Source organism: Halobacteriovorax sp. RZ-2 (assembly GCF_043196685.1).
Taxonomy (GTDB): Bacteria; Bdellovibrionota; Bacteriovoracia; order Bacteriovoracales; family Bacteriovoracaceae; genus Halobacteriovorax_A.
Window position 1 is genome coordinate 484,263 of sequence record NZ_JBEBMR010000003.1, and the last position, 25,972, is coordinate 510,234.

A 25,972-nucleotide genomic window follows, 5' to 3' on the forward strand; every position below is an offset into this window, starting at 1 on the left:
CTACCGAATCGCTCAACTTAGCTTACAATAACAACGACTTGCTGATACGCGTTCATAAATTAGGCCGAAAATACGTGTAGCATCAATGGAAATGTATTCCGTCTGCCAAAAGGGCCCTAAAATTTATAAAATATCTCTAGAGAATTTCAGGAGGAATGAGTTGATCGAGTTAGGATTTTTAAAACGTTATGATTCAATTAAAAGGTTAATCGATTTTGGTGCAAATGGATATTTCCCATTATTTGAAGACATTGCTATGGGAAGCAACTTTGAAGAAGTTCGCATGACAAAAGCACAACGTCTAAAGGCAAAGTCTCTACTTAAAAAAATCTCATCTCATAACAATCTTGAAAAACAGCGTGTGTTATTTTCAACTTTTGATGAAATTGACCAATATATTGTGGCACGTGCCCTAGTTGAAATGGTCGAAGGAAAGATTCTCGATGCTAATCCGCAGCTTCAGTAAGATATTCTTTTTCATTGCAACGATTGCAATCACTGCAAGCGCTAGCGCTGAGTACCGTGTCTATCAATACATGGTTTCTTCGCGCCTAAACCCAAGAGGGCCAGCAAGTGTTGTGATTACCTCGACATTAGATCCAAACTCGTATGTGAAGTATCACGGTGGTAACCGTTCTATTCGCGTCAACCTCCTTAACACTTGGATGTGTAAAGGCCATACCGGAGGAGATCCAATTTGTGATGCTCCCCTAGCAAAGCTCATGGATACAACAAACCCACAAGACGCTGAAGCTCTAGAACAAGGAGTAGATGCAGCTCTATGAGAATTGAAGATAGCAACCAATTTACGAAACAAAACTTAAAGCTTAAGAATGAGCGTGATCGCCTCATTAAAGATAAGAAACAAGAGATCGAGTCAATTCGTAAGAACTATAATCAAATGGCCAATGACCAAAGAATTATTGGTGAAGAAAAACTCGACTCAGTTCGCGATCAGAATCAAGTTGCTATTATCGAATCACTCAATCACAAAGAGGCCAGACTCAATGACATCAAAGAAAGTCTTGAGAAGACAGGCCAACAATTTGCTAAGCAAGAAAGCTATGCAAAACTTCAAGCTGATGCAAATATCGATTCCATCAGAGATAATTACCAACAGCAATTAGAGTATGTCCATCAAAGAGGCCGTGACGACCTTGAAGACACGACCAATACAGTAAATGATCTGGCCAATAAGATAAAAAATGACAATGAAGAGTTCATCATTGATGAGACGGCAAAGGCCAAAAACCTTGCTAATGAAATCTCGGTTCGAAATGATGGGTTTATTCAACGTATTAATAAGCAATTTGATCAACGTGTTCAAAAGCTCTCAAAAGAAAATTCCACAACGGTGAAAGATCTTGAAAAAGAGCAACGAAAAGAGATGTCTAAGCTTAAGAGCGATCATTATCAACAGCTGACACAAACTGGTGCTTTCCAACAAAATGAGCTCAAAACACAAAAAGCATTCCACGAGGATACAGTAAAGAGTAGAAAGGATGCTTTTGAACAAAAGTATGCGGCCCTCCAAAAAGAGCATCAAGGGCTTATGGGACGTCTTAAAACGAAGATAGATGAAGAGCTAAATACTCTTAAAAACTACTACACAAAGGCCAAGGAAACGATCCAAGAAAAAGGCCAGGACAGCTTCTATAATATTACAAAGCTAGAACCTAGTATTAAGAGTGATCAGAACTTTTATTATTTTTCAATCGAAGTGCCAAAGCATGAGCAAGAAACCATACATATCAATGCTCAAGAGCGTGGTATTACAGTTACACAGAATAGAAAATTTGATCAACGAGTTGAAGAAAATGGTAATACATTCAAGTCAAAGCGTTCAGAAAGTTTAGTTAGACAATTTGATGTACCAGATATTCTTGATGGAAAAAAGGTAAGTCGAAATTACGATATTGAAACTTCGACTCTTACCTATCGTATTGCAAAAAGATAATTTCTTATAAAATATCGCGATCTCTTTGGTGAAACTCAACCTTGTTTACACGAATAAGTGTTTTAATTTCACGCTTAATTGGTGCAACCCAACGAGGGTGAAGTTGAACATTTAGAGTTAGAAGTCTTTCATCCGAAACCGCATCAAGAACCTCTTCACTTACAATCTCAATATCCTCAACTCTAGAGTAAAGAATTTCTTTTACATGGCCACGAATACGTCCATTTGAAAGAACCTCGATATAGAAATTTTGCTTTGCCTTATCTGATTCAAGCATACGATAAACCGGGTTTATCAAACGAAGAACAGCAAAGAGAGAGATTGTAATTAAAGCAGCAATAACAGGGTAGCCGAATCCTACAGTCATCCCAATTGCGGCAACAACCCAGACTGTTGCAGCAGTCGTCATTCCAACGACATTACCACGGCCTTGAATAATGGCACCGGCACCTAAGAAACCGATCCCACTTACAATTTGCGCGGCCATCCGATTGGGGTCGGCCACCGTTCCCATATGCTCACTCATGGTTAAAACACTTAAGGAAGTATATGTTGCTGCTCCAAGACAGATCAACATATTCGTCTTTATCCCCGCAGACTTCATCTTCTGCTCACGGTCATATCCAATAAAGCCACCTAGAATAATTGAGCTAACTACTTTGATGCCCATCGAAATATAAACTGGTTGCTCTCCAATGAATTCAATATACATATAACCTCTTGTGGAATAAAATAAACTAAAGTCTATTTTAACAAGGATTTATAAGTTGAAAAGGGCCAAGGCCGTAAATTTTTTAGCTATTCAAACGAATAACTACCTTAATATCAAGGCAGACTTCACAATGAGTGAAAATTTGTATTCGAAGAATAAGGACTTTGAAAAATTTGAAGCGCGTTTTCCTATTCAAGCATATAAGTTACTTAGGGCCTATGAGTTCGAAATCAAGGTTGTGGCCCTTGATCACAATAACAAGGAATTGTTCACAAAGAACTTAGAAACAGATTCATATGGTGGGCTGCTTGCCAAAATCCCTCTGCCAAAGGGTTGCAAGGATTGCTTAGCAAAGATTGAGGCCTACGAAATTTCAAAATATCCTGGGCTTGAATTACATCTTGGAACATTTATCCCATTAAAGATTACAGATAATCGCAAGATCATCATTTGTGACTTTGATAAAACATTAGTTGAAACAAAGTACTCTAAACCGAGTGAGATCTATGACTCACTGACGAGTCCTTTAAAAAACTATCCAACTCTAGAAAATTCAGTAAAGCTTTTAAAGTCATATATTGAAATGGGCTACCATCCATTTATTCTATCTGCGTCTCCGCACTTTTATGAAGATGCAATTCGCGATTGGCTTTACGCTAATGAGATTTTTACGGCCGGAATCTTTTTAAAAGACTATCGTCGTATTCTTTCGATCTTAGAAAATGATCTAACTCCAAAAGATATCAAGACTCAAGGGATCTATAAACTTGGGCACCTCCTTGATATTGTTAATATGACAGATATCCCATCTTCAGTCGTTTTAATGGGTGATAATTTTGAGTCTGATCCACTAATCTACTTAACATTTTCAGAACTAATGTCTGGACGAGTGGAACCAAGACAACTTTGGAATGAGCTAAAACGCGTGGAAGACTTTAAGGTTACGGCCCGTCAAAACGGACTCTTCTTAAATAAGATTTTCCAAATCAAAGATAACGTCAAACACCACGGACTCGATAAAGAAGTAAAGATCTACATTAGAAAGAAAGGTAGTGAATCACAACTGAATATTCGTGCTCCATTTAATTCTTATCATGGAAAGATTGAGTTATATGACGGAAACCTTGTTAAAGAAGATTCTAAGAAGCAAATAGAAGCTCAGGCGCCCACAGAATAATTTGTCCAATACAAATATAGAGACCAACTTTGTGAAACCTTTGTGTGAAATCTTCACCAAAGTTTTTAGAAAATTGTTTTGAAATAGGCCAATTAGCTGGAGAAAATCGAGTTAATTCTATGGCCACTCTTAGGCCTGATAAGGCAACACATACGGCAATAAAAGTTTGATTGCTAGGATTAACAAGTGAACTTAAAATATTAGACATGAGCGCTCCATTTAAAGAAAATTCTCCGTTATACATAGAACTCTTCGACAACTTAGAAGAATCAATTTATCAATTGGCCGCATTAGATAAGGAAGACGTAAATCTTGCCTGGAGCAACTTGAAAGAAAGTTCATACTTTGGGCCAAATATCTTAAAAGGCGCAATTCATAAACTCTTTAGTCAGGTATTTGCCTACCAGAGTACGTTTTTAAAGGAAAAGGAAGATTCACAAGAATTCTACAAAAGCTCATATAATAAGCTAATTAATAGCTATGCCAAAGGTCTTGGTATAAGGGCCAAGGACGCTCTCTACCTAAACTTCATGCATGAGTACTTAAATAATCCAAGTGCAATTTTTGAAGGAATTAAGGATCATCACCTTGAAAGTAACTCTCCAATTGAATTAATTAATACTCCAATTCAAGAGACTTTTAATGACAAGCTAAGATTTGTTCATTTCAAATCACCGGAGAATCTTGAGGCCATTGTCATTCAAAATCTCATGTCTCCATTTGCAACATATGGTGGCGTCAATGAGTCAGGCCTAAGTGTTCAGTTAGTTCAAAGAGATGCTCTAAAGATTAATTACCATGGAATGAGTGCTAGTTTTCTTGCCCTAGTTATCTTACTTGGCTTTAATGATATTGTTGAAATAGAGAAATTTTTAAAGGGCCAGCAATTAGTCTTTCATTGGGAGTTTCACGTAAAAGACTCGCTTGGTAATTATAAGATCATCGCAATCGATGGCCGAGAAGTAGAGATTCGTGATGGACAATCACGAGACACAAAAGAGGCCTTTAAGTATCATCTTGAGATTTACAAAAAGAAGCATTGGCCAACAACAGTTTCGGCCCTAACGATTGGTTCAAACGATATTTTTCTTTCACTTATTGATTCAAAGAATTTTGAAATTAAGCAAATTCACTACAGTGACCTTTTTCAGTCGAGGCCTTCTGTGACGAAGAAGACACCAAGATTATCAAAGTCCATAAAAGAGATCTTTACGATAAAGAATTATCTCAATCATGCTCAAGTGGCCTTTAATAGTAATAATTCAGAAGACTGCTACCATCAAATTCAACTGGCCATTGTCTTTGCCAAGAAAATGGCGGGAAATCAGAAACCATTGATCGCCAAGCTTGAGTTAGTATTTATGGCCTGTCAGTATATCTTTGAGTCTCATCGAGAAACTCAGCAATATATTCATCAAAACCTCATTAAACTCTATCCAGGCCTTGGCCCTTACCATAAAGATTTAGCATTAATTCTTATGCAGAGATTACAAATTCTGATGAATGAAGAAATCAATTTATTAGAAGGCCCAAAAGAGCTTAAAAGAGTGGTTTTTACAGAATCAAAGCTTGGAAAACTGGCCCATCAGGCCCTAAAGAAAACAACTTTACTAAGGCCAAATCACCTCGACTTCTGTCCAACATCAGGACTGTAGTATGGTTTAAAAAAAATTAGAGGATATCCAACCTTCTGATGGCCTCATTCACCTTTTCTTTCTTGTCCTTAAGCTTCTTTTTCACGGAGTGCTTACGTTTGTATAGCTCTTCTAGGAAGCTTTTTATCAATGACATACGCTTACTATCATTATTGCTCTCATCAAAATTTTTTGAGCCATCACAACTCTTGTGAAGTCTTTTGACGCGAGTCTCATCTGAGCTTAATCGATCAGTAGGACGCACAGGATTTTCGAGTTTTTTGATATTTAACGCCATGTATCCATTATAACCTTGATCAAATTAAACAAAGACTAAATATTATAAAAACTACCTTCACTAAATTACTGAAATTATTCAGTTTTTAAAGATAATTATAATTGTGATTAGGTTGACATTAAAAAACTGTCTTATTCATGCTAAAAGAGCGTAATTTCAAAATGTTAGATTTTTTTAGGTTTCTATATATATTAGGGTTCAATATACGAGGAGAACAACCAATGAAACACACAATTGTTGCGGTAATGAGCTTAGTACTAGCAATAACAACAGGAATCTCTTGTAAGAGAGATATGAAATTAGGAAGTAAAGACAATCCTGTAAAACTATACTTCACACCATCAGTTGACGCAGACACAATTGCATCGAACTCAGTTCACTTTATCAAATTCTTAGAAAAAGAGACTGGCCTATTCTTCAAAACAGGTATTCCAACAAACTACATTTCAGTAGTTGAATCATTTGGTTCAAAAAGAGCAGACATTGCAGTTATGAACTCTTTTGGTTACCTAATGGCAAACGAAAAATATGGAGCTAGTGCAAAACTTAAAGTTCTTCGTTATGGACACGATTACTACCAAGGGCAAATCATCGCTCACGTAGATAGCGGAATTAACTCAATCAAAGACCTAGAAGGTAAGAAATTCGCTTACACAGATCCTTCATCAACTTCAGGTTATATGTTTCCACTTAAGATTATGATGGAAAATGATGTTAAGCCAGGTAATACAACTTTTGCTATTAAGCACGACAACGTTGTAACAATGGTTTACCAAAGACAAGTAGATGCTGGTGCAACATACTACTCTGCTCCATCTTCTGACGGAACAATCCGTGATGCACGTTCACGTGTAAAAACTCAATTCCCAGATGTTGAAGATAAAGTAAAAATCGTTCAAATCACTGAAAAAATCCCTAATGATCCATTCGTATTCAGAAAGGACCTTCCTGCAGAAGTAACTGAGAAGTTTATTGCAGCTGTTAAGAAATATATCGCTACTCCAGAAGGTAAAGATGTATTCGAAAATATTTACAGTGTTGGTGGCCTAGTTGATACAACTGATGCAGATTACGATGGACTAAGAAACGTAATTAAAACACTAAATATCAATCTTGAAGAACAACTAAACAAGAAATAGGTTTTATTTTAAATAAAGAGAGAATGAAATGATTCTAGAAGTTAAAAATGTTAACAAAGTTTATCCTAACGGATGCCACGCTCTAAACAACGTTAGCTTTAACGTTAACAAGGGTGAGTTCCTTGTTATTATCGGTCTGTCTGGTTCAGGTAAGTCGACAATGCTTAGATGTATGAACCGCCTTCACGATGTAACAAGTGGTGAGATCGTCTTCGAAGGAAAAGATATTACGAAACTTAAGGGTGCAGCAATGAGAAATGCTCGCTCACACATCGGAATGATCTTCCAACACTTTAACTTAATCCCAAGAAGAACTGTTATGACTAACGTTCTTTCTGGAACACTTGCAAGAACAGGAGTTATCAAGTCAGTACTTGGTATCTACTCTGAAGAAGATAAGAAAAAAGCAATGGAATACATCAAGATCGTTGGTCTTGAAGGTAAAGAAAACGTACGTGCGGACAACCTTTCAGGTGGTCAGCAACAACGTGTTGCTATTGCTCGTGCTCTTATGCAAAACCCTAAGGTTCTTCTTGCTGACGAGCCAGTTGCGTCTCTTGACCCTGCAACTTCTCACTCAGTTATGCAATACCTTAAGAAAGTTAACGAAGAACTTGGTGTTACAGTTATCTGTAACCTTCACTTCTTATCACTAGTTAGAGAATACGCTTCACGCGTAGTTGCTCTTAAAGGTGGGAAGCTGATTTATGAAGGTCAACCACTTGATATTAACGAAGAATGGTTCCAGACAATCTACGGTGAAGATGCTGTAGAAGTAACGATTAACTAAGTTTTTTGGATATAGGATTAAATAATGACAACGACGACTCAAACGGCAGATACGCAAGTTAATAACTTACCAAAACCAAAAGAAGAGTACACATCATACAAAGTAAAAATGAATTTCTTTTCATTCTTAATTGATTTCCTTCTTTGGTCATACATGATTCTTGTTTCATGGAAGATCGTATGGGAGAGACTAATTCTTGGTCTACGTTACCCAGACTTTTCTTGGAACCAGCCACTAATCGCTCTTGGAGCAGGTTTTGTAGTAGCAGCAGCTCTTTACACAACTAAAATGTCTCTTGGACGTGGGCTAACAGGAATTATGAAAAGAGATGAGAATACTCTATTTATGAAAGAGCCATTCTCATTCGTACTTATTGCAACTGTAGTACTAACATTTATTGCTAGTATTTATGTTTCACAAATTTCAATTTACGAATTCCTTTCTGAATCAGGAATGACTGGTGCAAAGAGAATCTTTACAGCTCTTCTAACACCAAACTTTGCAATTTTCGAAGAAGCTCTATTTGCAGCAATTGAAACGATCTACATGGCGTTTATTGCAACAGCAGTAGCACTTCCAATTGCATTTGTTCTAGCATTCTTTGCAGCAAGAAACCTAATGAATGGATCTCGTCTAACAATGACAATTTACTCTGTCGTTAGATTCTTCCTAAACGTTTCACGTTCAATTGAGCCACTAGTATGGGCGATTATCTTCTCTGTATGGGTAGGTATTGGACCTTTCGCTGGTATGATGGCACTTTGTCTTCACTCAGTATCTTCACTTTCGAAGCTATACTCTGAGCAGATTGAAAACGTTTCAAACGGACCTATCGAAGCAATGATGGCAACTGGTGCTCACCCTATCCAAGTAATTTGGTTTGGTGTTGTTCCACAAATCGTTCTTCCATACCTATCATTCTCAATCTACCGTTGGGACATCAACGTTCGTATGGCCACAGTAATTGGTCTAGTTGGTGGTGGTGGTATTGGTACAATGCTAATGCAGTACCAAGGTCTAGCTAAGTGGAATGAAGTTGGTCTTCTAGTAATCGTAATTGCTGCGATTGTATGGATCATGGACTGGCTATCTTCTAAGATCCGTGAAGCGATCAAGTAGTAAAGTAAAACTAGTTTATATACAAAGAAGGCCCGCATCCGCGGGCCTTTTTATTTCTCTCCCTTAAAAATATCTATTAATCAGTACACATTCCTTTTTTAGAAAATGAGTCTTGGATCTTCAACGCATCACCTTTTGTATACCAATACTGGCTATGAGGTTTGTCATTAATCAAGATCCGATAATGATTCTTAGCTGGGTGTTTTTGTAGTGAACAAGCACCATCTACTGAGGCAATATCTCGCTGGGGGGATGACCCACAAGAAGCAAGGGTAAGCCCTAATACGGCCATGGCCATTAATTTTTTCATAATTCCTCCTACGTCCTAATCACGTAGTAAATTTATCGGTTTTTCTTAAGAATAACTTTAGTATATTGATCAACTATTATTGTATTTGAAAAAAGTCACCTTTCATGTATGCTTTATGAAAGGAGAAAAAATGAAGGGAAATCAAGAAGTTATCAATATTTTTAATGAATTATTAACACAAGAGCTATCGGCCATCGATCTCTATTTCCTTCACTCACGCCTTTTCCAAGACATGGGACTAACAAAGCTTTATGAACGCATTGATCATGAGAAAGATGATGAAACAATCCACGCAACTAAGCTTATTGAAAGAATCATTTTTCTAGAAGGCTTACCTGAGCTAGGTACTCGCCTACCATATAAGCCAAGTCGCGATGTGAAGCAGCTAATATCAGACGAGCTTCAATATGAAGTTGAAAATAGTAAATTACTCAGAAAAGCAATTGCTCTATGCGAGTCAGTTAATGACTATGTCTCAAGAGATATTCTTTTAGAGCTACTTTCAGATACTGAAAATGATCATATTGACTGGTTAGAAACTCAACTTTCACTAATTGATAAAATTGGTTTACAAAATTATCTACAGACTGCATCTGAATCTGTTTAAAGAAAGTAAAAAAAAGTAAACATTCATCTGTTTTTTATTTATAATTAGATAAATTAATTAAACACGGATGTTTACTTTTATGAATCTAATTAAATTATCACTCATTTTAATTCCACTAAGTCTTTTCCAAGCAAACGCAATTGCGGCCTTTGCCAAGGTCGTTAATATTCGTGGTGAAGTTTCTCAACTTCCACCAGGGGCCATGCAGGCCAGCTGGATAAAGAAAGGTCAGCTCCTTAAGGAAAACACTTCGATTGTCACGAGGTTGCGCTCTTTTGTGAAGATCGAAATTCTTGAAGATGGTAGTTATATCGTCGTTGGGCCAAACTCAAAAATCGAGCTTACAAAAGTTGAAAAGAAAGCTGGAAGTATTATCCAAGTTTTGAATGGAAAAATGCGATCAAAGATTGTTCCTGCAAAAAAGTCAAAAGGACATAGTGCCTTTAATAAAGTCTATGTAAAGACAAAGACCATGGCCTTAGGTGTTCGTGGAACAGAATTTGTCACGGTGGTAAGTCAGGAAAACCAGGCCACATCAGTTGTAACACTTGAGGGTGAAGTTGCTGTAAAAAAGATCAATAGCGAGAATATTGATCCGGAAAAAACAGTGAAAGATAATGTCGACCGTGATGATGTCACAATCGTTAAAAAAGGGACGGCCTCGACGACCTATGCTCACCTCTATGATGAAATCCCTCCGCAGAAAGTAAATCCTAGTCAGCTCATTGCACTTGAAAAGAACGAAAACCTTGAGAGTGTAAAAAGAAGCGATATTCAAGTTGCTAGTAGTGAAGACTTAAGCAAGACGGAAATCACTAAGCTCTATGGAAATGATGTCGAAGCCGATGAAGTTCCAAAAAATGGTGCAATCGTCGACCTAGACTCAGCGATCTTCATTCCAGCGATTCAAGATGAATCACTTGATATTGGTAGTGTCGATAAGAACACTGGGCAATTTGTTGCGGCCAATGGAATTGAGCTTGATAAGAAGAAAGGTTTTGTTGCAAAGAAACAAGACGAAGAGACGAAAGAAGTTGTCAAAAAACTTAATGAGAAAATTGAATACAAAGAAGTTCAAGGCCATGAAGTTGTTGATCATGGGCCAAACTCTGGCCCTGCTAGACTAGCGGGAATGAAGAATTCATGGGGATTAAAAACTGGCCTAAGTGTAAAGCAGATGAATTACGCTAGTATGGAAAATAATAATGGAAGCGATGATGATAACTACGGCGGACTTGGAGCCGATATTGTTGGACACTACCGCCATGTTTTAAATCAACAACTATACCTTGATTATATTTTTGGAGTACATGCTTATTTCATGGATCGCGGTGATCTTGAGCCTGAAGATATGGATGATGACATCTTAACTTTTGAGTTAGGTGTTCAAGCATATTACCGATTAAATAATCGCTTTAGGCTGACAACGGGATTTTTCATGAATGATGAAATGTTTCTTACAGCGCGATTTGAAACGAGTCTAACACCTGTCATGGATCAAAGAACGCAATTTGCACCTTATCTAAAATTTGGAGCAGAGTATGACTACAGTGATAATTGGAGCTTCCTAACGAGCTACCGCTCATATATTGTTGACTCTCATCACCCTAATATTGCCATTTACTCTGGAAAAGGCTTTGAATTTGGAGCAAGAAGACATCTTTCGAAGTCAACGGCCCTCTTATTTAATTTCTTACACCGCGAATTTATCGCACAAGATATCATTGTTAAAAATAAAGACTTTAGCGTCTTATATGAAATGGAGTTTTAATGAGAGCGCTACTAATAATTTCACTACTACTTGGCCTATCATCATGTTTTAAAACAGATGCTGATGGAAATGCTTACCTTTTTGAAAATGACAATAGGGCCGTTATCTCTTTTGAGTTCTTTAATGCAGATACAACCTTAACTTGGCATTTCGGGATTCAAAATCAAGTTGGGACGAATGCAACAGATGTAGAAGGATATAACTCTTCTCAATACTGGTGTATTGAGAATATCTATATACAACTGAAATCGGGAGATGTCTCTAGTGCTACATTTGATGTTGTCTTAAATAACACTCCAATGGGTGCAGGAATTGGCTTCCCAGGAGGAAATGCTAACGTCCATATCGCACCAGGGGATCAAGTAAAAGCATATATGAACTGCACAGCTTGTGTTAACGGATACGGAACAATTAATTTTGAACTAGGAAAGTGTAACTAGGCCAATTTTTTTTCGATCGAATTTCATGAGTCTCAAATAAATAACGAGATCTGCAAGATAGAAAATTGGTATCCAATAATTATGTACCACGAGAAAGTTTAAGAAAAAGTACGAGTAATAGAAAATATTAATAACAAGGCCGACAAATAAAAACTTGTCGGCCTTTTTGTATGCAAGATAAGCAAAGCGAATATAGATTAATAGGCTAAAAAAGGCGACCACTCGGTAAGAAGCAGTTAAAAGCTTACTCATATTAAATGGTAAAATTAGCTTCGTTAAATCATTAGTCGTTTTAGAGATGACATCATCACTTATACAACACGAGCCACTGCCCTCCACTAAGTAGAGAATATAGTGAATGCCAAAAACAAATATCGCCAAGTAGACAACAATTTTATACATCGTTCTAAGAAGGCTATGCTCACCTAAAACTTTACTTAAAATATTCCATAAATCGAAACGCGCCAAAAATAGTAAGAGAAAAACGAGTAGAGTGACCCCTACTTTATAATCAGAGTATAGTGGGACAAAGAGAAGTGAAGTTACTAAGAAACAAATGATGGCCTGAAAAAAAGGCATCCTTTCGATTCTTAACGATGATTTTAAAGTACGCCTCATACGAAAAGCACTCAGGCTTAGAAAGAGATAATAGAGCCCCACAATAAATGTGAAAAAGCTATAAATAGCGGGAATCAATTTCATATCACTGTGATTAAGACTCATTTCAAGCATCTTATTAAATCTCTATTGTAAAACAGGTAAAGGATTCTTCATTATCTAACTTTAAGTTACCATTTAATTTTTCAATATCTCTCTTTATTGAATAAAGTCCTACTCCCCTTCTATCGCCCTTAGTTGAGGCGCCAAATTCGAAGGCCAACTCAGGAGACTTGAAGTCAACAAACTTTCCATTGTCGATAATTTTGATAACAAGTCGATCTTCAACATTGTTAATGTTAATTTTTATCCACTCAAGTTCTTCCTTAAGTGCTTCATGAGAGTTTTTAATCAAATTAATCAAGGAGTTCTTGATAATCCCTTTATTTACCCTCACTTCTTTATGAGGCCTAGTATAGAAAATTTTAATGTCGGGAAAAATTGAAATTACTTCTTCAACAACATCTGAAATAAGAGAGTCATTTGTGCCTCGATTTTTATAATTATTTAAAATATCGATGGCGCTTCTTGTCCCTTCATAAATGGCCTTAACTTCCTTGGACTCTTTAATGGAATTTTCACGTTTAAGCTTTTGTAAGCGTAAGTTTGTAAACTGTAGTGGATTGGCCAAATCGTGAATCATAGAATTATATGACTGTTTTTGTTCCTTAAGCTTTTGGGCAAAATGAGAAACCTCTAATTGCTGCAGCCTTGTGTACTCCAATAAGTCCACAACGAAGTAGAGAGGAATCCAATACTTGAAGCCAAAGGCATGATAACTCGTTGTATAGAAGATATTTAAGACACTGATAAAAAGTCCAAATATCATGAGGTAGTCACGAGACTTCAATGAGATCAGAAAAAAACGAATATAGACAAGAGAAACCGAAATCGTAAAAAACTTCACAAAACCTGAAAAGCTATCATTCATTAAATATGGAATCTGCACCTTTAAGATATAATTTGATGCAGGATTTTTAATATATTCTTCGCCGAGACAACAAGGCCCTGGCCCCTTCATTAAAAACCAAAATAAATGAATGAGACAACAGCCAATAGCGCCTACAACAATGCCGTTATAAATAACTCTCAAAGTCTTATTCTCATTGAATACTTCTGAAAGGTTTCGCCAATAATGATACCTGGCAGTGTAGGTGAAAATAAACATCACCAATGTCAAAGGTACTTTATAAACAGAATATAGAGGAAAGAAGAAATTAGAGACAATGATTAAACAAACTGCTGCTTGAGAAAAACACATCACAACTGTCTTAATTGGAGAGGATTGTGCATTTTGACTTAGGCGATTTAGATGAATACTTGTCACACCTAATGAGATTAAATATGTCGCTGCTCCAAGAGCAATTAGGACATAGCCAAAGGCCAGCCAAAAATTTAGAGAGAATTGATGTAAATATTCATACATTAGACAAGAGTAATGATTTTATGCGCCATAGTCAATAAGACTAGTTGACGCATAAAAAAATTATCTCAGAAAGTTTTATTAGGAAGCTAATTTCTTAGAGATTTGAGAGCCCACGACCATTGCGAGAACAAATACCACTATCGGGGCCGAAAGGTTAATTAGGTTTACGATGGCCGGACCAGGACAAATTCCTGCGATCCCCCAACCAATTCCGAAAAGGGCCGCACCAGAGACTAGCTTCTTATCGATAATCGTCTTAGTTGGTAAGTGAAATTGTACATCACAGATTGGAGCACCGCGCTTTGTAATAAGCTTAGTGGCAATAACACCAATAACAACGGCACCACCCATCACAAAGGCTAGAGATGCATCCCATCCCCCCTGCAAAGAGAAGACGTCAAGGAAGCCGATGACTTTCTTTGGATTAACCATCCCTGATAGAGTTAGACCAATACCAAATATCATTCCAGCAATTAAGCTTGTTAATTTCTTCATTATAATAACCCCATTAAAGATACGACAGCGACAGCAACGGCCATGAAAGTGAGAGTTGCGGCCAGTGAACGTTTTGAGAAACGTGAAAGTCCACATACACCGTGTCCACTAGTACAACCTGAGCCAAGTTGTGTTCCGGCACCGACAAATAGACCGGCCACAATGGCCTTAGTATATGTTAGGTTGAGGGCATAATTGAAAAAGCTTGGGTCCACCAATTTAACAACAAGTCCACCGGCCAGGAGACCTAGCACGAAGAAGACACGCCAATAACCGCCGTCATTCTTTTTGTGAAAATTAAAAAATATACCTGAGATTCCCGCAACTCGCCCATTAAAATAGAGCAGAAAAGCAGCCGATACTCCAATTAATATCCCGCCAACGAGTGGCCATGTAAAGTTCGTCATATACTCACCTTTTTATTGAAAATCAGTCCTTTGTCATAGTTCGAGGACTTACAAACTTAAATTAATTATATATAATGATTATAAATTAACATTGATGCCCATCAAATTTGGAAAAACATGATTAAGGAAATCTTAAATAATATTGAACAGCCTATTTTTCGTCAGTATCAAAAAGGCGAAGTCATTTATAGAGAGTCAGAGTCCCCTCAATACCTCTATATTGTAGAAGAAGGAATTATTGGCCTTTATTACAATAGCGAAAATGGTAAGGAGAGCTTTTTAAGAGTCTATGGGCCAGGTGAAATCTTCGGCCATCGTTCATACTTTTTAGAAACACCTTATCACGCCAATTCAATTAGTCTGACAAAGTCAAAGTTAATGCTCATTGATCGTAAGCAATGTGACAATATTTGTCTTGAAAGCCCGGCCCTACTTAAGAATATGACGAAAATTCTAGCGAGGGAACTTGGAAATGCTGAAAGAAGACTTGCTGGAATGGCAGATAAGTCGGCCAAGGCAAGAATCGTTGAGGCCCTAGTCTATTTAAAGCTTAAGCATCCAGAGCATAATTGGACTCGTAAGGAGATAGCAGACTTTGCAGTGTCAACTTTTGAGAGTGTCACAAGAATCTTAAGTGAACTCGAGTCTGCAGGTTTAATCACTAAGAGTGGCAGAAGTATCGAAATTGTGGACGAACAAAAGCTTCTAAAATATTCGAGTGAGAATTATTAAGATCTTGTTAAATTCATAGCAAATTTTACATTTAAGGCAGCTCAAGCTTGTCTATATCACGTTGCTTAGATAGGATGCGGCCAACTTTAACCCACACAAAGGCCATCTTATGAAATTAGCAATGACTCTTTTATCATTTATCTCATGTTTAGCAATTAGCTCAAATGCAATCGCTTGTGACAATGTTGTAAATAAGCAACTAGAAAGAAAAATTAGAGCAGATCGTCCACTAGAAGTTAAATACCTAATGTATCTAACTGAGGGAACAGAGCTTCTAAATGAAAGAGGAAATAAGCTAGCACAATTCAATGAAGACAAGCTTATTTACTCAGCAATCGGTTCAGAGCACTCTGGTTGGTTTAATGCAGCTGTTGCAGTTAACCCAGACACATGCTCGATTGATTATATTGGCTACTTTGCAGCTGAGTAATCATAGCAAATAAATTTAAAAAATATCTAGGCCCAGCTTCAAGTTGGGCCTTTTTAATCAACTAAATAAATATCATATCTCAACCTTAAGAAATCCTTTAATTTTTCAAATGTAAAAGTATTTAGTTTAAATAATTAACTTTATAAACTACTGATATCTCATGTAAAAAAATTGAACCTCCACAAAAAATTGCCACCAAATTAAATAATTCCTCCAAAAAGCCGATATAAGTGACTGAATTTAGTGATTTGTTCATTAAGTGCTTTAATACTAAAGAAATATTATATTAAGTCGAAAATATTTAAGAATAAAATTTGTTCACAAACAACTAACTATCAATGATTTGTGAGGGACTTTGAAAAAACCAATACTCTACGTCGGACTAGCTCTGGCATCACTATTCAGCTTTAGCTATATCTTCTTTGCAGATGGTAATGCAACGAAGACTGCTAGTTATAGTGAATTGGCGAAAGAGATTGGAATCGAATACGAACTTGTTAAGCCTAAGGTTAAAGCAAGACTAAACTCTACGACATCAACTATTAGCAAAAGAGGGCCATCTTCGCTAGCGCAAGATGATAATGATGAAGTAGTAGAACCAAGTAATAAGAAAGGAGACTTTCAAGTCTCAAAACTTGCTGTTAATAAAAAGAAGAAGAATTCAACACAAGTCTTCTTAAACGACTCAGATTATTCTAGGCCATATTATTCAAATAACTCTTTTGAAAGAACACCTGCAAAGGCAGACGATAAGAAAGTAGAGGCCAAGGAAGAAAATAAAAAAGTCATTACTTACTCTCTTCCAACACCACCACAAGCTGATGAAACAAATCCTGAAGATGAATCTTCAAGTGGCCAACAAAATTCTGGTTCAAATAATACTGTCATTGTAGTACCTGCCATTGAAGGTCGTATTCCTCCTCTATCAGGACTAATTACTCAGACAAATAATAAGAGTCTCTTTATTAGCAATGCCTATGCGGCAACAACATGTGCAGACCCTAAAGTCGAACTCTTTGATCTTGTGACGATGACAGTACTTGAAGATAACCCGATTACATTTGAAGGGATTAATACTTCAACATATTTTAAATTTGATGCAAAGAAATTAGCACTAGACCTAACAGCACCAGCTCGTTACAAGGTTAAGGTTTCGGGATGTAGCGACGAGCTAGAAAAAGTTGTAACTAGTTATTTCAAGCCACAAGATATTACACCTGTTTCAACTCTACTTGCTAAGATCACAAATACAGATATTGACTACACGCCGACACAAGAGCTTGCAAATTATCTGGATCAAACTGAAGCATTAATCCAAGCAAGTGTTGATAACCAAACGATTGATTATGATCTTATTTATACTGAGCTAGAAAATAATACTGATGCCAGTATAATCTTTAGTGAGCTAACTCATGGTGAAACAGCGGCGATCTTAAAAGACGCTGCCCCAAAACTAAAGTCTCTTGAGACACCGACTTCATTAAAAGAAGGGATTTCAAGTGATTTTGAAACAAGTGCCGTTCACTGGGATTCATCTTATCCAGTTGCATACCAATGGATACTTGATGGAGTGACTGTTTCAAATGCAAGTACATGGACTTACACTCCACCAGCAGATACCGCTGCAAGTGCAGATATTATTGTTAGAATTGGGAAAAAGAATGATGGCGATGCAAATGTAAACACAGACTTAGTACATCACGAATTTACCTATACACTTGATATAGAACAAATTAACGATGCACCTACTCTCGTTGCATCTCAAAGTGTTAATGTTACAGAAGACACTGTACACAACTTCTTTCTGACAACAGGTAATGATGTGGACTCTCCAAGTCTTTCTTATATTACAACTTCACTACCAGCAAACGGAACATTGACTTGTGTAGGATCAACTAATGATTGTACATATACGCCAAATGCTGATTTTGTTGGTGTTGATACTTTCACATATAAAGTAAATGATGGAGAGCTAGACTCAACAGAAGCGACAGTTACTTTAAATATTTCAAATGTAAACGATAGGCCAGTTATTGGAGCGGATCAAAATCTTACGATTGCGGAAGATAATACACTTGCAATCACTCTTAATCAGGCAACGGATGTGGATAATGCACAAGCATCTCTTACTTATAAGATCGTAAGTTCAACAAATAATGGTACACTTTCAAATTGTATTACAACAGGTACATATGGAAATGATTTAACATGTGACTATACACCAAATACAAATTTCCATGGAAGTGACAGCTTTAGTTATATAGCAAATGATGGATCTCTCGATTCTGCAAGTGTAGCAACTGTATCTCTAACCATTACTCCAGTTAACGATGCTCCTACACTTGCAGCTACTCAAGCAGAGTCAACAAATGAAGATACGCCACTAAGTTTTAATCTTAATGCTGGTAGTGATATCGAAGGGACGACTCTAAACTACACTATACTTTCAACGACATCTAATGGTGTCCTTTCATGTACTCAAGGGACTTCAACAGCTTGTACTTATACGCCAAATCTAAACTTCTTTGGAAGTGATACATTTACTTACCAAGTTGATGACGGTGAACTAAATTCAACATCAGCAACTGTGACAATCACAGTAAACACAGTAAATGATGCTCCTGTAATGGGTGCTGATCAATCTGAATCAACAGATGAAGATACTGCTCTTAATTTTACATTAAATACTGCAACTGACGTGGACCTTCCGGCACAAACAATTTCATACAAATTAGTTTCTGGCCCTACTAATGGGACTCTTACAAATTGTATTACAACGGGCTCATATATTAACGATAGAGACTGTACTTATACGCCAAGTGCTAACTATAACGGATCAGACTCATTTACATATATTGCTAATGACACAGTTACTGATGCAGTAAGTTTTGCGACAGTGACTCTTACAATTAACGCAGTTAATGATGCTCCGACTCTTGCTCTAACTCAAACAGTTAGTACGAATGAAGATACAGTTCTGAACTTCACACTAAATGCTGGAGCAGACACAGAGGGTGACAGTCTTTCATACTTAATTGTGACAACCCCTACTAAAGGATTTTTAACTTGTACGGGTGGAACTTCAAGAGATTGTACTTATACTCCTGATCTAAACGATAATGGTTCAACTTCATTTACATATAAAGTAAATGATGGCCAATTAGACTCAACAACAGCAACAGTTACAGTTAATATTACTTCAGAAAATGATGCTCCTGTAATGGCAGGAAATCAGGCAGAGACAATTGCAGAAGATAACACGTTAAGCTTCACTCTTTCTGGTGCTACAGACGTTGATATTCCGGCACAAACTATCCAATACAAGTTAATTACAGCTCCTACAAATGGTACGCTATCTAATTGTATTAATACATCTACTTATTCAACAGATATTACATGTGACTATACACCTGGGGCGAACTTTAATGGAAGTGACTCGTTCACATACAGAGCAAATGATACGCTAACTGATTCCGCAACTGATTCAACAGTATCAATTACAATCACTCCAATTAACGATGCTCCAACTCTTGCGGCCACGCAAAGTGTATCAACAAACGAAGACACAACTTTAAACTTTAACTTAACGGCCGGATCAGATATTGAAGCTGATACTCTGTCTTATATTATTGTTTCAACTCCTGCAAATGGAAATCTTAGCTGTACAGGTGGAACATCGACAGCGTGTACATTTACACCAGACTTAAACTTTAATGGTTCGACATCTTTTACTTACAAAGTAAATGACGGGGCCCTTGACTCAAATACTGCAACAGTAACAATTACTGTTAACGCAGTTAATGACGTTCCTGTTATGGCAGCAGATCAAGCTCATTCGACTAATGAAGATACTGCAGTAAACTTCACTCTTAATGGTGCGACAGATGTAGACTTACCGGCACAAACTTTAAGCTATAAGGTCATCACAGCGCCATCAAATGGTACACTTTCTAATTGTATTACAACGGGAAGTTATGGGACAGATATCTCATGTACTTATACGCCAAATGCGAACTACTATGGAAGTGACTCATTTACTTATACTGCAACTGATAGTGTTGGTGTTGCCGTTACAAATGCAACGGTTTCTCTAACAGTAAATAGTGTAAACGATGCACCTACTCTAGCGGGAGACTGGTCATTTTCAACTAACGAAGATACTGCACATAATTTCAATCTAACGGCAGCAAGTGATATTGAAAATGATACGCTTTCTTATATCGTTGTTTCAAACCCTACAAATGGTACTTTATCATGTACCGGTGGAACTTCTACGGCGTGTACTTATACACCAAACCTGAATATTGAAGGAAGTGACTCATTCACTTATAAAGCAAATGATGGGGCACTGGACTCAAATACAGTTACAGTAAGCATTACAGTAAATGCAATTAATGATGCCCCTGTTATGGTGGCCGATCAAAACGAAGTAACGAATGAGGACACTCCACTTAGCATCACTCTTAATGGTGCAACAGATGTGGATGTACCAGCACAAACAATTAGTTACAAGGTCGTAAGCCTACCAACTAATGGAACTCTATCTGATTGTATTACAACTGGATCATATGGGACAGATATCACTTGTACTTATACGCCAGGTGCAAATTTCAATGGGACAGATTCATTCACATACCTTGCAAACGATGGGCTGCTAGATTCAGCGGCAAGCTCAACTGTTAATATTACAATTGATCCAGTTAATGATGCTCCAACTCTGGCAGCGACTCAAACTGTTTCAACAAATGAAGATACACCTCTAAATTTCAGCTTAAATTCTGGTGCTGATATTGATGGTGACACTCTATACTATGTTAAGCTTACTGATCCTTCGACAGGTTCTTTAAGTTGTTCAGGTGGTACATCTCGTTCTTGTACTTATACTCCTGTCGCAAATTTTAATGGAACAACAACATTTACTTACCGAGTAAATGACGGTGTGGCAGACTCAACTGTTGCGACAGTTACAATCATTGTAAACTCTATTAATGATGCTCCTGTTATGGCAGCAGATCAGGCATATTCAACTGATGATAATACGGCCCTAGCAATTACTCTTAGTAATGCAAGTGATGTTGACGGTGATGCACTAACTTATAAGGTTGTCACAGCACCATCTAATGGGACACTTTCAAATTGTATTACGACAGGTAGCTATGGAACTGATTTAACTTGTACTTATACAAGTAATATTAACTTCCATGGAACAGAAACGTTCACTTTTATCGCAAATGATGGAACTGTTGATGCAGCTTCTGTTGAGACTGTAACAATCACAGTAACTGATAAAACTCCTTCAGCTCCTCCTACTATTGCGCTTACATCGGCAACTTACACAAGCTCAACTGCTAACACTATGACAGTGAGTAGCTGTAGCGATATCACTTCAGTAATTATTAATGAAGGTGGCCAGCCAGCGGCCGGTGATGCATGGGTAGCGTGTTCAACGGTAGCAAGTGCAACAACTTATACACTTACAAGTGCCACTCAGGGCCTACACACACTTAAGGCATGGTCAAAAGACCCACATGGAAATATCTCGACAACTTCAAGTGATATCAATGTCTATTACGATACAATTAACCCAAGTCTATCACTGACAACACCAGCGATTCAAAAGGGTGGAAATAATATCAATCTTGCCTGGAATGCAACTGATGCAAGTACATCATCAGCTCAAAACTTCCAAGTGGACTTCTATAATGGAAGTAGCTGGTCTTCAGTAGGAACGACTGCGGCGACAAATGGGCCAATTAGTTCACAGGCTTTCTCAAGAGCATGGACTGTGCCATCAATTAATACGACTAATGCTAAGTTTAGAGTTTCATTCACAGATCTAGCAGGAAATTCAGCAACAGTAGAATCGAGTGCGTTTGAGATTGACTCAATTGCTCCGGCCTTAAGCTATACATCACCTGCCAATAACTCATATCACCTTTCAAGTACAACGATTAATGGTAACTGTGAAAGTGGGTTAAATATTAATATCTCAGGTGATATTCAAGCGGCATTCTCTATTGCTTGTTCAGGGGGAACTTTTTCACAGACTGTTAACTTCTCTGATAATGATGGATCGAAGGTAGTTACAATCAATCAGGTTGATGCTGCAGGTAACTCGACATCAGTTTCAAGAACATTTATCCGTGATGAAGTAGCTCCTATTCTTACAAAGACAGCAGGGATTTCTCCTGACTTCACAAATGCTGACACTCCAAATGCATGGTCAGGAACTTGTGAAGGAACTTATACAATTTATGTAACAGGTGATGAAACGACTTCATTTAATTGTTCTTCTGGAACATGGAGTTGGACTCCTTCACCAAAAACAACAGACGGAACATTTGTTTACAACTTAGTACAAACAGATGCAGCAGGAAATACATCTTCTCCTGCCCTTTCACTTTCTTGGCAGCGTGATGCAACTCCTCCGGCATTTAATGCGACAGCTCCGATTCAAATTGAAATTGGAGAAAACCAATCTGAAACTCTACTAAGAGACAGTTTCACAATTTCAGGAACATGTGAAGGAACAAATGTTATTACTATTTCAGGTACAGAATCAGACAGCATTACATGTTCTGCATCTTCTTGGACTTGGACTTCAGGAAATTATACAACTGACGCGACAAGGGCCTTTACATTTACTCAAGCAGACTCTGCGGGAAATACTTCTGCCCTAACTTATACATGGACAAGAGACTCCAACTTCCCTGCACTTGCTATCGATCTAAGTTCAATCAAGAATAATGGTACGACTGCAACGTTTACAGGTACATGTGAAGACGGCCTAACGATTAATATTACTGGTGCACAAACGACAACAACAACTTGTTCTTCTGGTGTATGGTCTTGGACAACGGCCACGACAGCATCAGACGTTAATAATACTTATAATTTCGCACAAACGAATGGAGCATCAAATACGTCGACAGTTTCAGGTTATTGGTACCGAGAGACAGGACTTCCAGTCGTTAACACAATTTCAGCAGGGCTTGCAGACCCTTCACCAACAAACTTTATTCCATATTCACTGACGGCAAGTTCACAGAATGCGAATGTTTATCTGACACATATTTGTCTTCAATCGAATACGACAGTTCAGCCGGCCATTGATGATGCATGTTGGATTGCAGTTAACTCGACATCTATTGGAATCACTCCGGCACAAAATATTACAGTGGCTGACTACTCTTACTTACTAGGTTGGGAGCCGGCACTTTATGATGTCTATGCATGGGTAAAAGATGAAGCTGGAAATATTTCAACAAATACGCAAGTCCTAGACACAGACTATGATCAAATTGTTTATGACAAGGCCTCTCCACCTACGATTTGGGACGTTGCGGCCGCAAATAATGATACATCTTCAATTCCTCCAACAAGAGCAGACTCAGCTGTTCCAACAGGGACTGACCTATATATTCGTTGGAAAGTAGATGATTCAATTGGCCTTCCAGCAACGGCCATCAATATTTACTATACTCAAGACGAGCAAACATTTACGGCCATTGCAGGCGCTCAAGGGATTGCTCCTCATACAAATCATGGTTGTCCAGGGATTTCTCTAGCAGCTAACGAAGGTTGCTTTAAATGGACAGGTGGTTCACCACTAGCAACAGCTTACAAAGTTAGGGTAAAAGTAACGAACCTATCTGGGATTAGTACTCAGCTAACTTCGACGCCAATAAATGCTGATCGTATTAAGATTATTGCAGGTAATACTGAAGCTGGTCTTGGTGGTGATGCAAGGTCTGCCCTATTCTTTAACAAACGTGTTGGAGACTCTTCAGATATTCACACTCTTGTTTTTACAGATGATGGTAATATTTATTTTGCCGACTATAAAAGAGGGATTATTACAGTTGATCCTGCTGATGGTAAGCAGAAACTCTTTATTGCTAAAACAGGAACATCAACTGGAGATGGTGGGCCAGCAGAGAGTGCTACTCTCCGTTACCCAATGAAAATCACTCTTGACTACCAAGGGCGTCTCTTAATTCTCGATTATAATAGAATTAGAAGAGTTGACTTAAATTTAGAAAACCCAACAATTGAAACGATTATTGGTGGTGGTTCAAGTACTGCTGACACAGTTGCAAACCCACTTGATCTTCAGATGAGAAGTTTATCAAGTTCTGATTATAGAACCAATGCAGTTCTTTTCACTCCACTTCCTAATGGCGACCTTTGGTTTAATGCTGAAAGATCTGAAAGTATTAATACTGACGGAAGTTTTAAAGTTAGAATCTATAGAGCAGCAACAGGACAGGTTGAATCTTTCTACCTAGGTGGAACGGGAGACGGTTGGCAGTCAACTCAAGATCTTTCTAAGTGCCGTGTTGGTTATACTGGAATAAAATTCAATCAGGCAACATCTCAAATTCAAGGGATCACAGGCCATGCCTACCACCATAAGAGTTTCCCAGGTTGTGATATGTATGGGTCAACTTCTGACTATACTTATGCCAGAGTTTATTTTGATCCAACAACTGGTCAGTCCATTACACCATTTGATAATAGCTATCGTTGGTATCATTATTATAACTACACAGGAATGGATGGTAACTCTTATGTAACAGTTGCAAGAAGTTATATGAATCGAAATAATTTTGATGGAACTTATACGAGAATTCTAGGTTCAGGAACACTTGGTGAATGTGCAGATGGGACTTTAGCGACGGCCTGTAATATGGATATCTACTCTGTCTTTGTCGATAAGAATGGAAAAATATATTTTAACGACCGTGGTAGAATTAGAACTCTTGATGAAGAAGGTAAAGTTGTTACGATTTTTGGTCAAAGCCAATCTTACGGTGACAATGTCAATGCCGTTAATGCGCGCTTTAGTAATATTAGCCGTGTCACAAGACTTGATAACGGTAAGGTCGTTGTAAATGACACCTCATCTTACTATCTCAAAGAATTCACAATTGAAGGAAATATCAATATTTTAGCTGGTAATGGTACCGTTGCGACAGCATCCACATCGGCAGCTGCTAATACACAACCAGTAAGAAACCCTTACTGGACAGTTGTTGACCGCGCAACTGGAAATATCTACATGGACCGTGTGGAATGGCACTACGGCCGCTTTGCCATGCTAAATCGCTCAACAGGTATGTGGGAAGATGTCTTCAGCAACACTAGTGGTACAAGCTACTATGATCCAACATCAGATGGTAAAATCGGAAGTGATATTGACGTTGCCGGTACCAATAACAGAGCACTACCTATTGGGTTTGCAAATGGGAAGTTATTCTTAAGTAGAATGAAATATAATACAACTGATCTTAGATACGAAGACTTTATGCTTAAGGCCTACGACTCTGCTGACAGTTATAGACAAGAGCATATCTGGGGTGTTCTAGGATACAATGATGTAAACGAAGGTTGTACAGAGCTTAGAACAGCACCTACTTCAGGAAGCACATGTGAATATGAATACTGGGATAACTACAGAAATATCTTCTACGATAGTGTCGATGCTAAGTATGTTACGGCCAAAATGTATCGTGGTGCTCAACGAAGAGTTATTGCTATAAAAGACGGAAACGTCGAGCAGATTGCCTACACAGCAAGAAATATTGACGATGGTTTTGTCTACACGAGACGCGGTGGAACTCAATACCTTTACTACTGTTATGGCAGTCGTCTCTATGGCCACAATATTGATACAGATACTGATTTAGGTGCCCTGAGCTGGACCATGCCACAACTTTCATGTCGCGGAGTACAATTCGATTACAACCCGACAAATGACTCAATCATTTTTCCATTTGAACAAAATGGGCTTTATGGAGTCGCGGAATACTTCCTCTAACCAAAGTTTAGATAGTCTAACAATTGTTTCCTTAAAACACTGATATTACTC

At 37.8% G+C, this 25,972-nt stretch carries 22 protein-coding genes; 14 read left to right on the top strand and 8 right to left on the bottom strand.

Features of this window, described 5'->3' with window-relative positions:
- The first annotated feature begins 160 nt into the window (after nt 1-160).
- From ABMA78_RS13875 to ABMA78_RS13885, 3 genes are read left to right on the top strand one after another with little or no spacing between them, the layout of a single operon-like run.
- Nucleotides 161-466: a hypothetical protein gene (locus ABMA78_RS13875; RefSeq protein WP_392860890.1), complete on the top strand. Its 306-nt coding sequence runs from the start codon at nt 161-163 to the stop codon at nt 464-466.
- Nucleotides 444-785 (top strand): hypothetical protein, encoded by a 342-nt coding sequence (locus tag ABMA78_RS13880; protein ID WP_392860892.1) that lies wholly within the window; start codon nt 444-446, stop codon nt 783-785. Before ABMA78_RS13875 ends, ABMA78_RS13880 begins: the two co-directional genes overlap by 23 nt.
- Nucleotides 782-1,957 (top strand): Hsp20 family protein, encoded by a 1,176-nt coding sequence (locus ABMA78_RS13885; protein WP_392860893.1) that lies wholly within the window; start codon nt 782-784, stop codon nt 1,955-1,957. The genes ABMA78_RS13880 and ABMA78_RS13885 overlap by 4 nt, the downstream gene beginning before the upstream one ends.
- 4 nt (nt 1,958-1,961) lie before the next feature.
- On the opposite strand, the gene ABMA78_RS13890 is transcribed toward ABMA78_RS13885, so the two are convergent.
- Nucleotides 1,962-2,669, bottom strand: a complete 708-nt coding sequence (locus ABMA78_RS13890; RefSeq protein ID WP_392860894.1) for an MgtC/SapB family protein — start codon at nt 2,667-2,669, stop codon at nt 1,962-1,964.
- Between the two features lie 55 nt (nt 2,670-2,724).
- On the opposite strand from ABMA78_RS13890, the gene ABMA78_RS13895 reads away from it, so the two are divergent.
- The gene (locus tag ABMA78_RS13895) at nt 2,725-3,846 is read left to right on the top strand and encodes a phosphatase domain-containing protein (protein WP_392860895.1); all 1,122 of its coding nucleotides are present in this window, start codon (nt 2,725-2,727) and stop codon (nt 3,844-3,846) included.
- On the opposite strand, the gene ABMA78_RS13900 is transcribed toward ABMA78_RS13895, so the two are convergent.
- The gene (locus tag ABMA78_RS13900; RefSeq protein ID WP_103217354.1) at nt 3,809-4,054 is read right to left on the bottom strand and encodes a hypothetical protein; all 246 of its coding nucleotides are present in this window, start codon (nt 4,052-4,054) and stop codon (nt 3,809-3,811) included. The genes ABMA78_RS13895 and ABMA78_RS13900 overlap by 38 nt on opposite strands.
- Here ABMA78_RS13900 and ABMA78_RS13905 point away from each other — a divergent pair.
- The gene (locus ABMA78_RS13905; RefSeq protein ID WP_392860896.1) at nt 4,053-5,501 is read left to right on the top strand and encodes a hypothetical protein; all 1,449 of its coding nucleotides are present in this window, start codon (nt 4,053-4,055) and stop codon (nt 5,499-5,501) included. The two genes, ABMA78_RS13900 and ABMA78_RS13905, sit on opposite strands and share 2 nt — an antisense overlap.
- A 16-nt stretch (nt 5,502-5,517) precedes the next feature.
- On the opposite strand, the gene ABMA78_RS13910 is transcribed toward ABMA78_RS13905, so the two are convergent.
- Nucleotides 5,518-5,778 (bottom strand): hypothetical protein, encoded by a 261-nt coding sequence (locus ABMA78_RS13910; protein WP_392860897.1) that lies wholly within the window; start codon nt 5,776-5,778, stop codon nt 5,518-5,520.
- Between the two features lie 221 nt (nt 5,779-5,999).
- On the opposite strand from ABMA78_RS13910, the gene ABMA78_RS13915 reads away from it, so the two are divergent.
- The 3 genes from ABMA78_RS13915 to phnE are packed head-to-tail and all read left to right on the top strand — an operon-like array spanning nt 6,000 to nt 8,826.
- Nucleotides 6,000-6,917 (top strand): phosphate/phosphite/phosphonate ABC transporter substrate-binding protein, encoded by a 918-nt coding sequence (locus ABMA78_RS13915; RefSeq protein WP_392860899.1) that lies wholly within the window; start codon nt 6,000-6,002, stop codon nt 6,915-6,917.
- Nucleotides 6,918-6,945: 28 nt separating this feature from the next.
- The gene (phnC, locus tag ABMA78_RS13920) at nt 6,946-7,707 is read left to right on the top strand and encodes a phosphonate ABC transporter ATP-binding protein (RefSeq protein WP_392860900.1); all 762 of its coding nucleotides are present in this window, start codon (nt 6,946-6,948) and stop codon (nt 7,705-7,707) included.
- Between the two features lie 24 nt (nt 7,708-7,731).
- Complete coding sequence (gene phnE, locus ABMA78_RS13925; RefSeq protein ID WP_392860901.1) at nt 7,732-8,826, top strand: phosphonate ABC transporter, permease protein PhnE; 1,095 nt, start codon at nt 7,732-7,734, stop codon at nt 8,824-8,826.
- A gap of 76 nt (nt 8,827-8,902) precedes the next feature.
- Here the strand turns inward: phnE and ABMA78_RS13930 are convergent, their stop codons facing one another.
- Nucleotides 8,903-9,136, bottom strand: coding sequence for a hypothetical protein (locus ABMA78_RS13930; protein WP_392860903.1), 234 nt, complete (start codon nt 9,134-9,136; stop codon nt 8,903-8,905).
- 130 nt (nt 9,137-9,266) lie between these two features.
- Between ABMA78_RS13930 and bfr the strand changes: the two genes are divergently transcribed.
- The 3 genes from bfr (at nt 9,267) to ABMA78_RS13945 (ending at nt 11,954) form a co-directional block, all read left to right on the top strand.
- Complete coding sequence (bfr, locus tag ABMA78_RS13935; protein ID WP_392860904.1) at nt 9,267-9,743, top strand: bacterioferritin; 477 nt, start codon at nt 9,267-9,269, stop codon at nt 9,741-9,743.
- A 79-nt stretch (nt 9,744-9,822) separates the two neighbouring features.
- Nucleotides 9,823-11,514 (top strand): FecR domain-containing protein, encoded by a 1,692-nt coding sequence (locus ABMA78_RS13940; protein WP_392860906.1) that lies wholly within the window; start codon nt 9,823-9,825, stop codon nt 11,512-11,514.
- Nucleotides 11,514-11,954 (top strand): hypothetical protein, encoded by a 441-nt coding sequence (locus ABMA78_RS13945; RefSeq protein WP_392860907.1) that lies wholly within the window; start codon nt 11,514-11,516, stop codon nt 11,952-11,954. Before ABMA78_RS13940 ends, ABMA78_RS13945 begins: the two co-directional genes overlap by 1 nt.
- Here the strand turns inward: ABMA78_RS13945 and ABMA78_RS13950 are convergent.
- The 4 genes from ABMA78_RS13950 to ABMA78_RS13965 form a co-directional block, all read right to left on the bottom strand.
- Nucleotides 11,937-12,677 carry a hypothetical protein gene (locus ABMA78_RS13950; protein ID WP_392860908.1) on the bottom strand — a complete coding sequence of 247 codons (741 nt, stop codon included), beginning with the start codon at nt 12,675-12,677 and terminating at the stop codon, nt 11,937-11,939. The two genes, ABMA78_RS13945 and ABMA78_RS13950, sit on opposite strands and share 18 nt — an antisense overlap.
- 13 nt (nt 12,678-12,690) lie before the next feature.
- The gene (locus tag ABMA78_RS13955; protein WP_392860909.1) at nt 12,691-14,037 is read right to left on the bottom strand and encodes a sensor histidine kinase; all 1,347 of its coding nucleotides are present in this window, start codon (nt 14,035-14,037) and stop codon (nt 12,691-12,693) included.
- A 78-nt stretch (nt 14,038-14,115) separates the two neighbouring features.
- Complete coding sequence (locus ABMA78_RS13960; RefSeq protein ID WP_392860911.1) at nt 14,116-14,532, bottom strand: DUF6691 family protein; 417 nt, start codon at nt 14,530-14,532, stop codon at nt 14,116-14,118.
- Nucleotides 14,532-14,939 carry a YeeE/YedE family protein gene (locus ABMA78_RS13965; RefSeq protein ID WP_392860912.1) on the bottom strand — a complete coding sequence of 136 codons (408 nt, stop codon included), beginning with the start codon at nt 14,937-14,939 and terminating at the stop codon, nt 14,532-14,534. Before ABMA78_RS13965 ends, ABMA78_RS13960 begins: the two co-directional genes overlap by 1 nt.
- 117 nt (nt 14,940-15,056) lie before the next feature.
- Here ABMA78_RS13965 and ABMA78_RS13970 point away from each other — a divergent pair, with 117 nt between their 5' ends.
- The 3 genes from ABMA78_RS13970 to ABMA78_RS13980 all read left to right on the top strand — a co-directional run bounded on the left by ABMA78_RS13970 (nt 15,057) and on the right by ABMA78_RS13980 (nt 25,921).
- Nucleotides 15,057-15,671 (top strand): Crp/Fnr family transcriptional regulator, encoded by a 615-nt coding sequence (locus ABMA78_RS13970; protein WP_392860913.1) that lies wholly within the window; start codon nt 15,057-15,059, stop codon nt 15,669-15,671.
- 109 nt (nt 15,672-15,780) lie between these two features.
- Nucleotides 15,781-16,101, top strand: coding sequence for a hypothetical protein (locus ABMA78_RS13975; protein WP_392860914.1), 321 nt, complete (start codon nt 15,781-15,783; stop codon nt 16,099-16,101).
- Nucleotides 16,102-16,456: 355 nt separating this feature from the next.
- Nucleotides 16,457-25,921: a tandem-95 repeat protein gene (locus tag ABMA78_RS13980; RefSeq protein ID WP_392860915.1), complete on the top strand. Its 9,465-nt coding sequence runs from the start codon at nt 16,457-16,459 to the stop codon at nt 25,919-25,921.
- Nucleotides 25,922-25,972 lie beyond the last annotated feature (51 nt).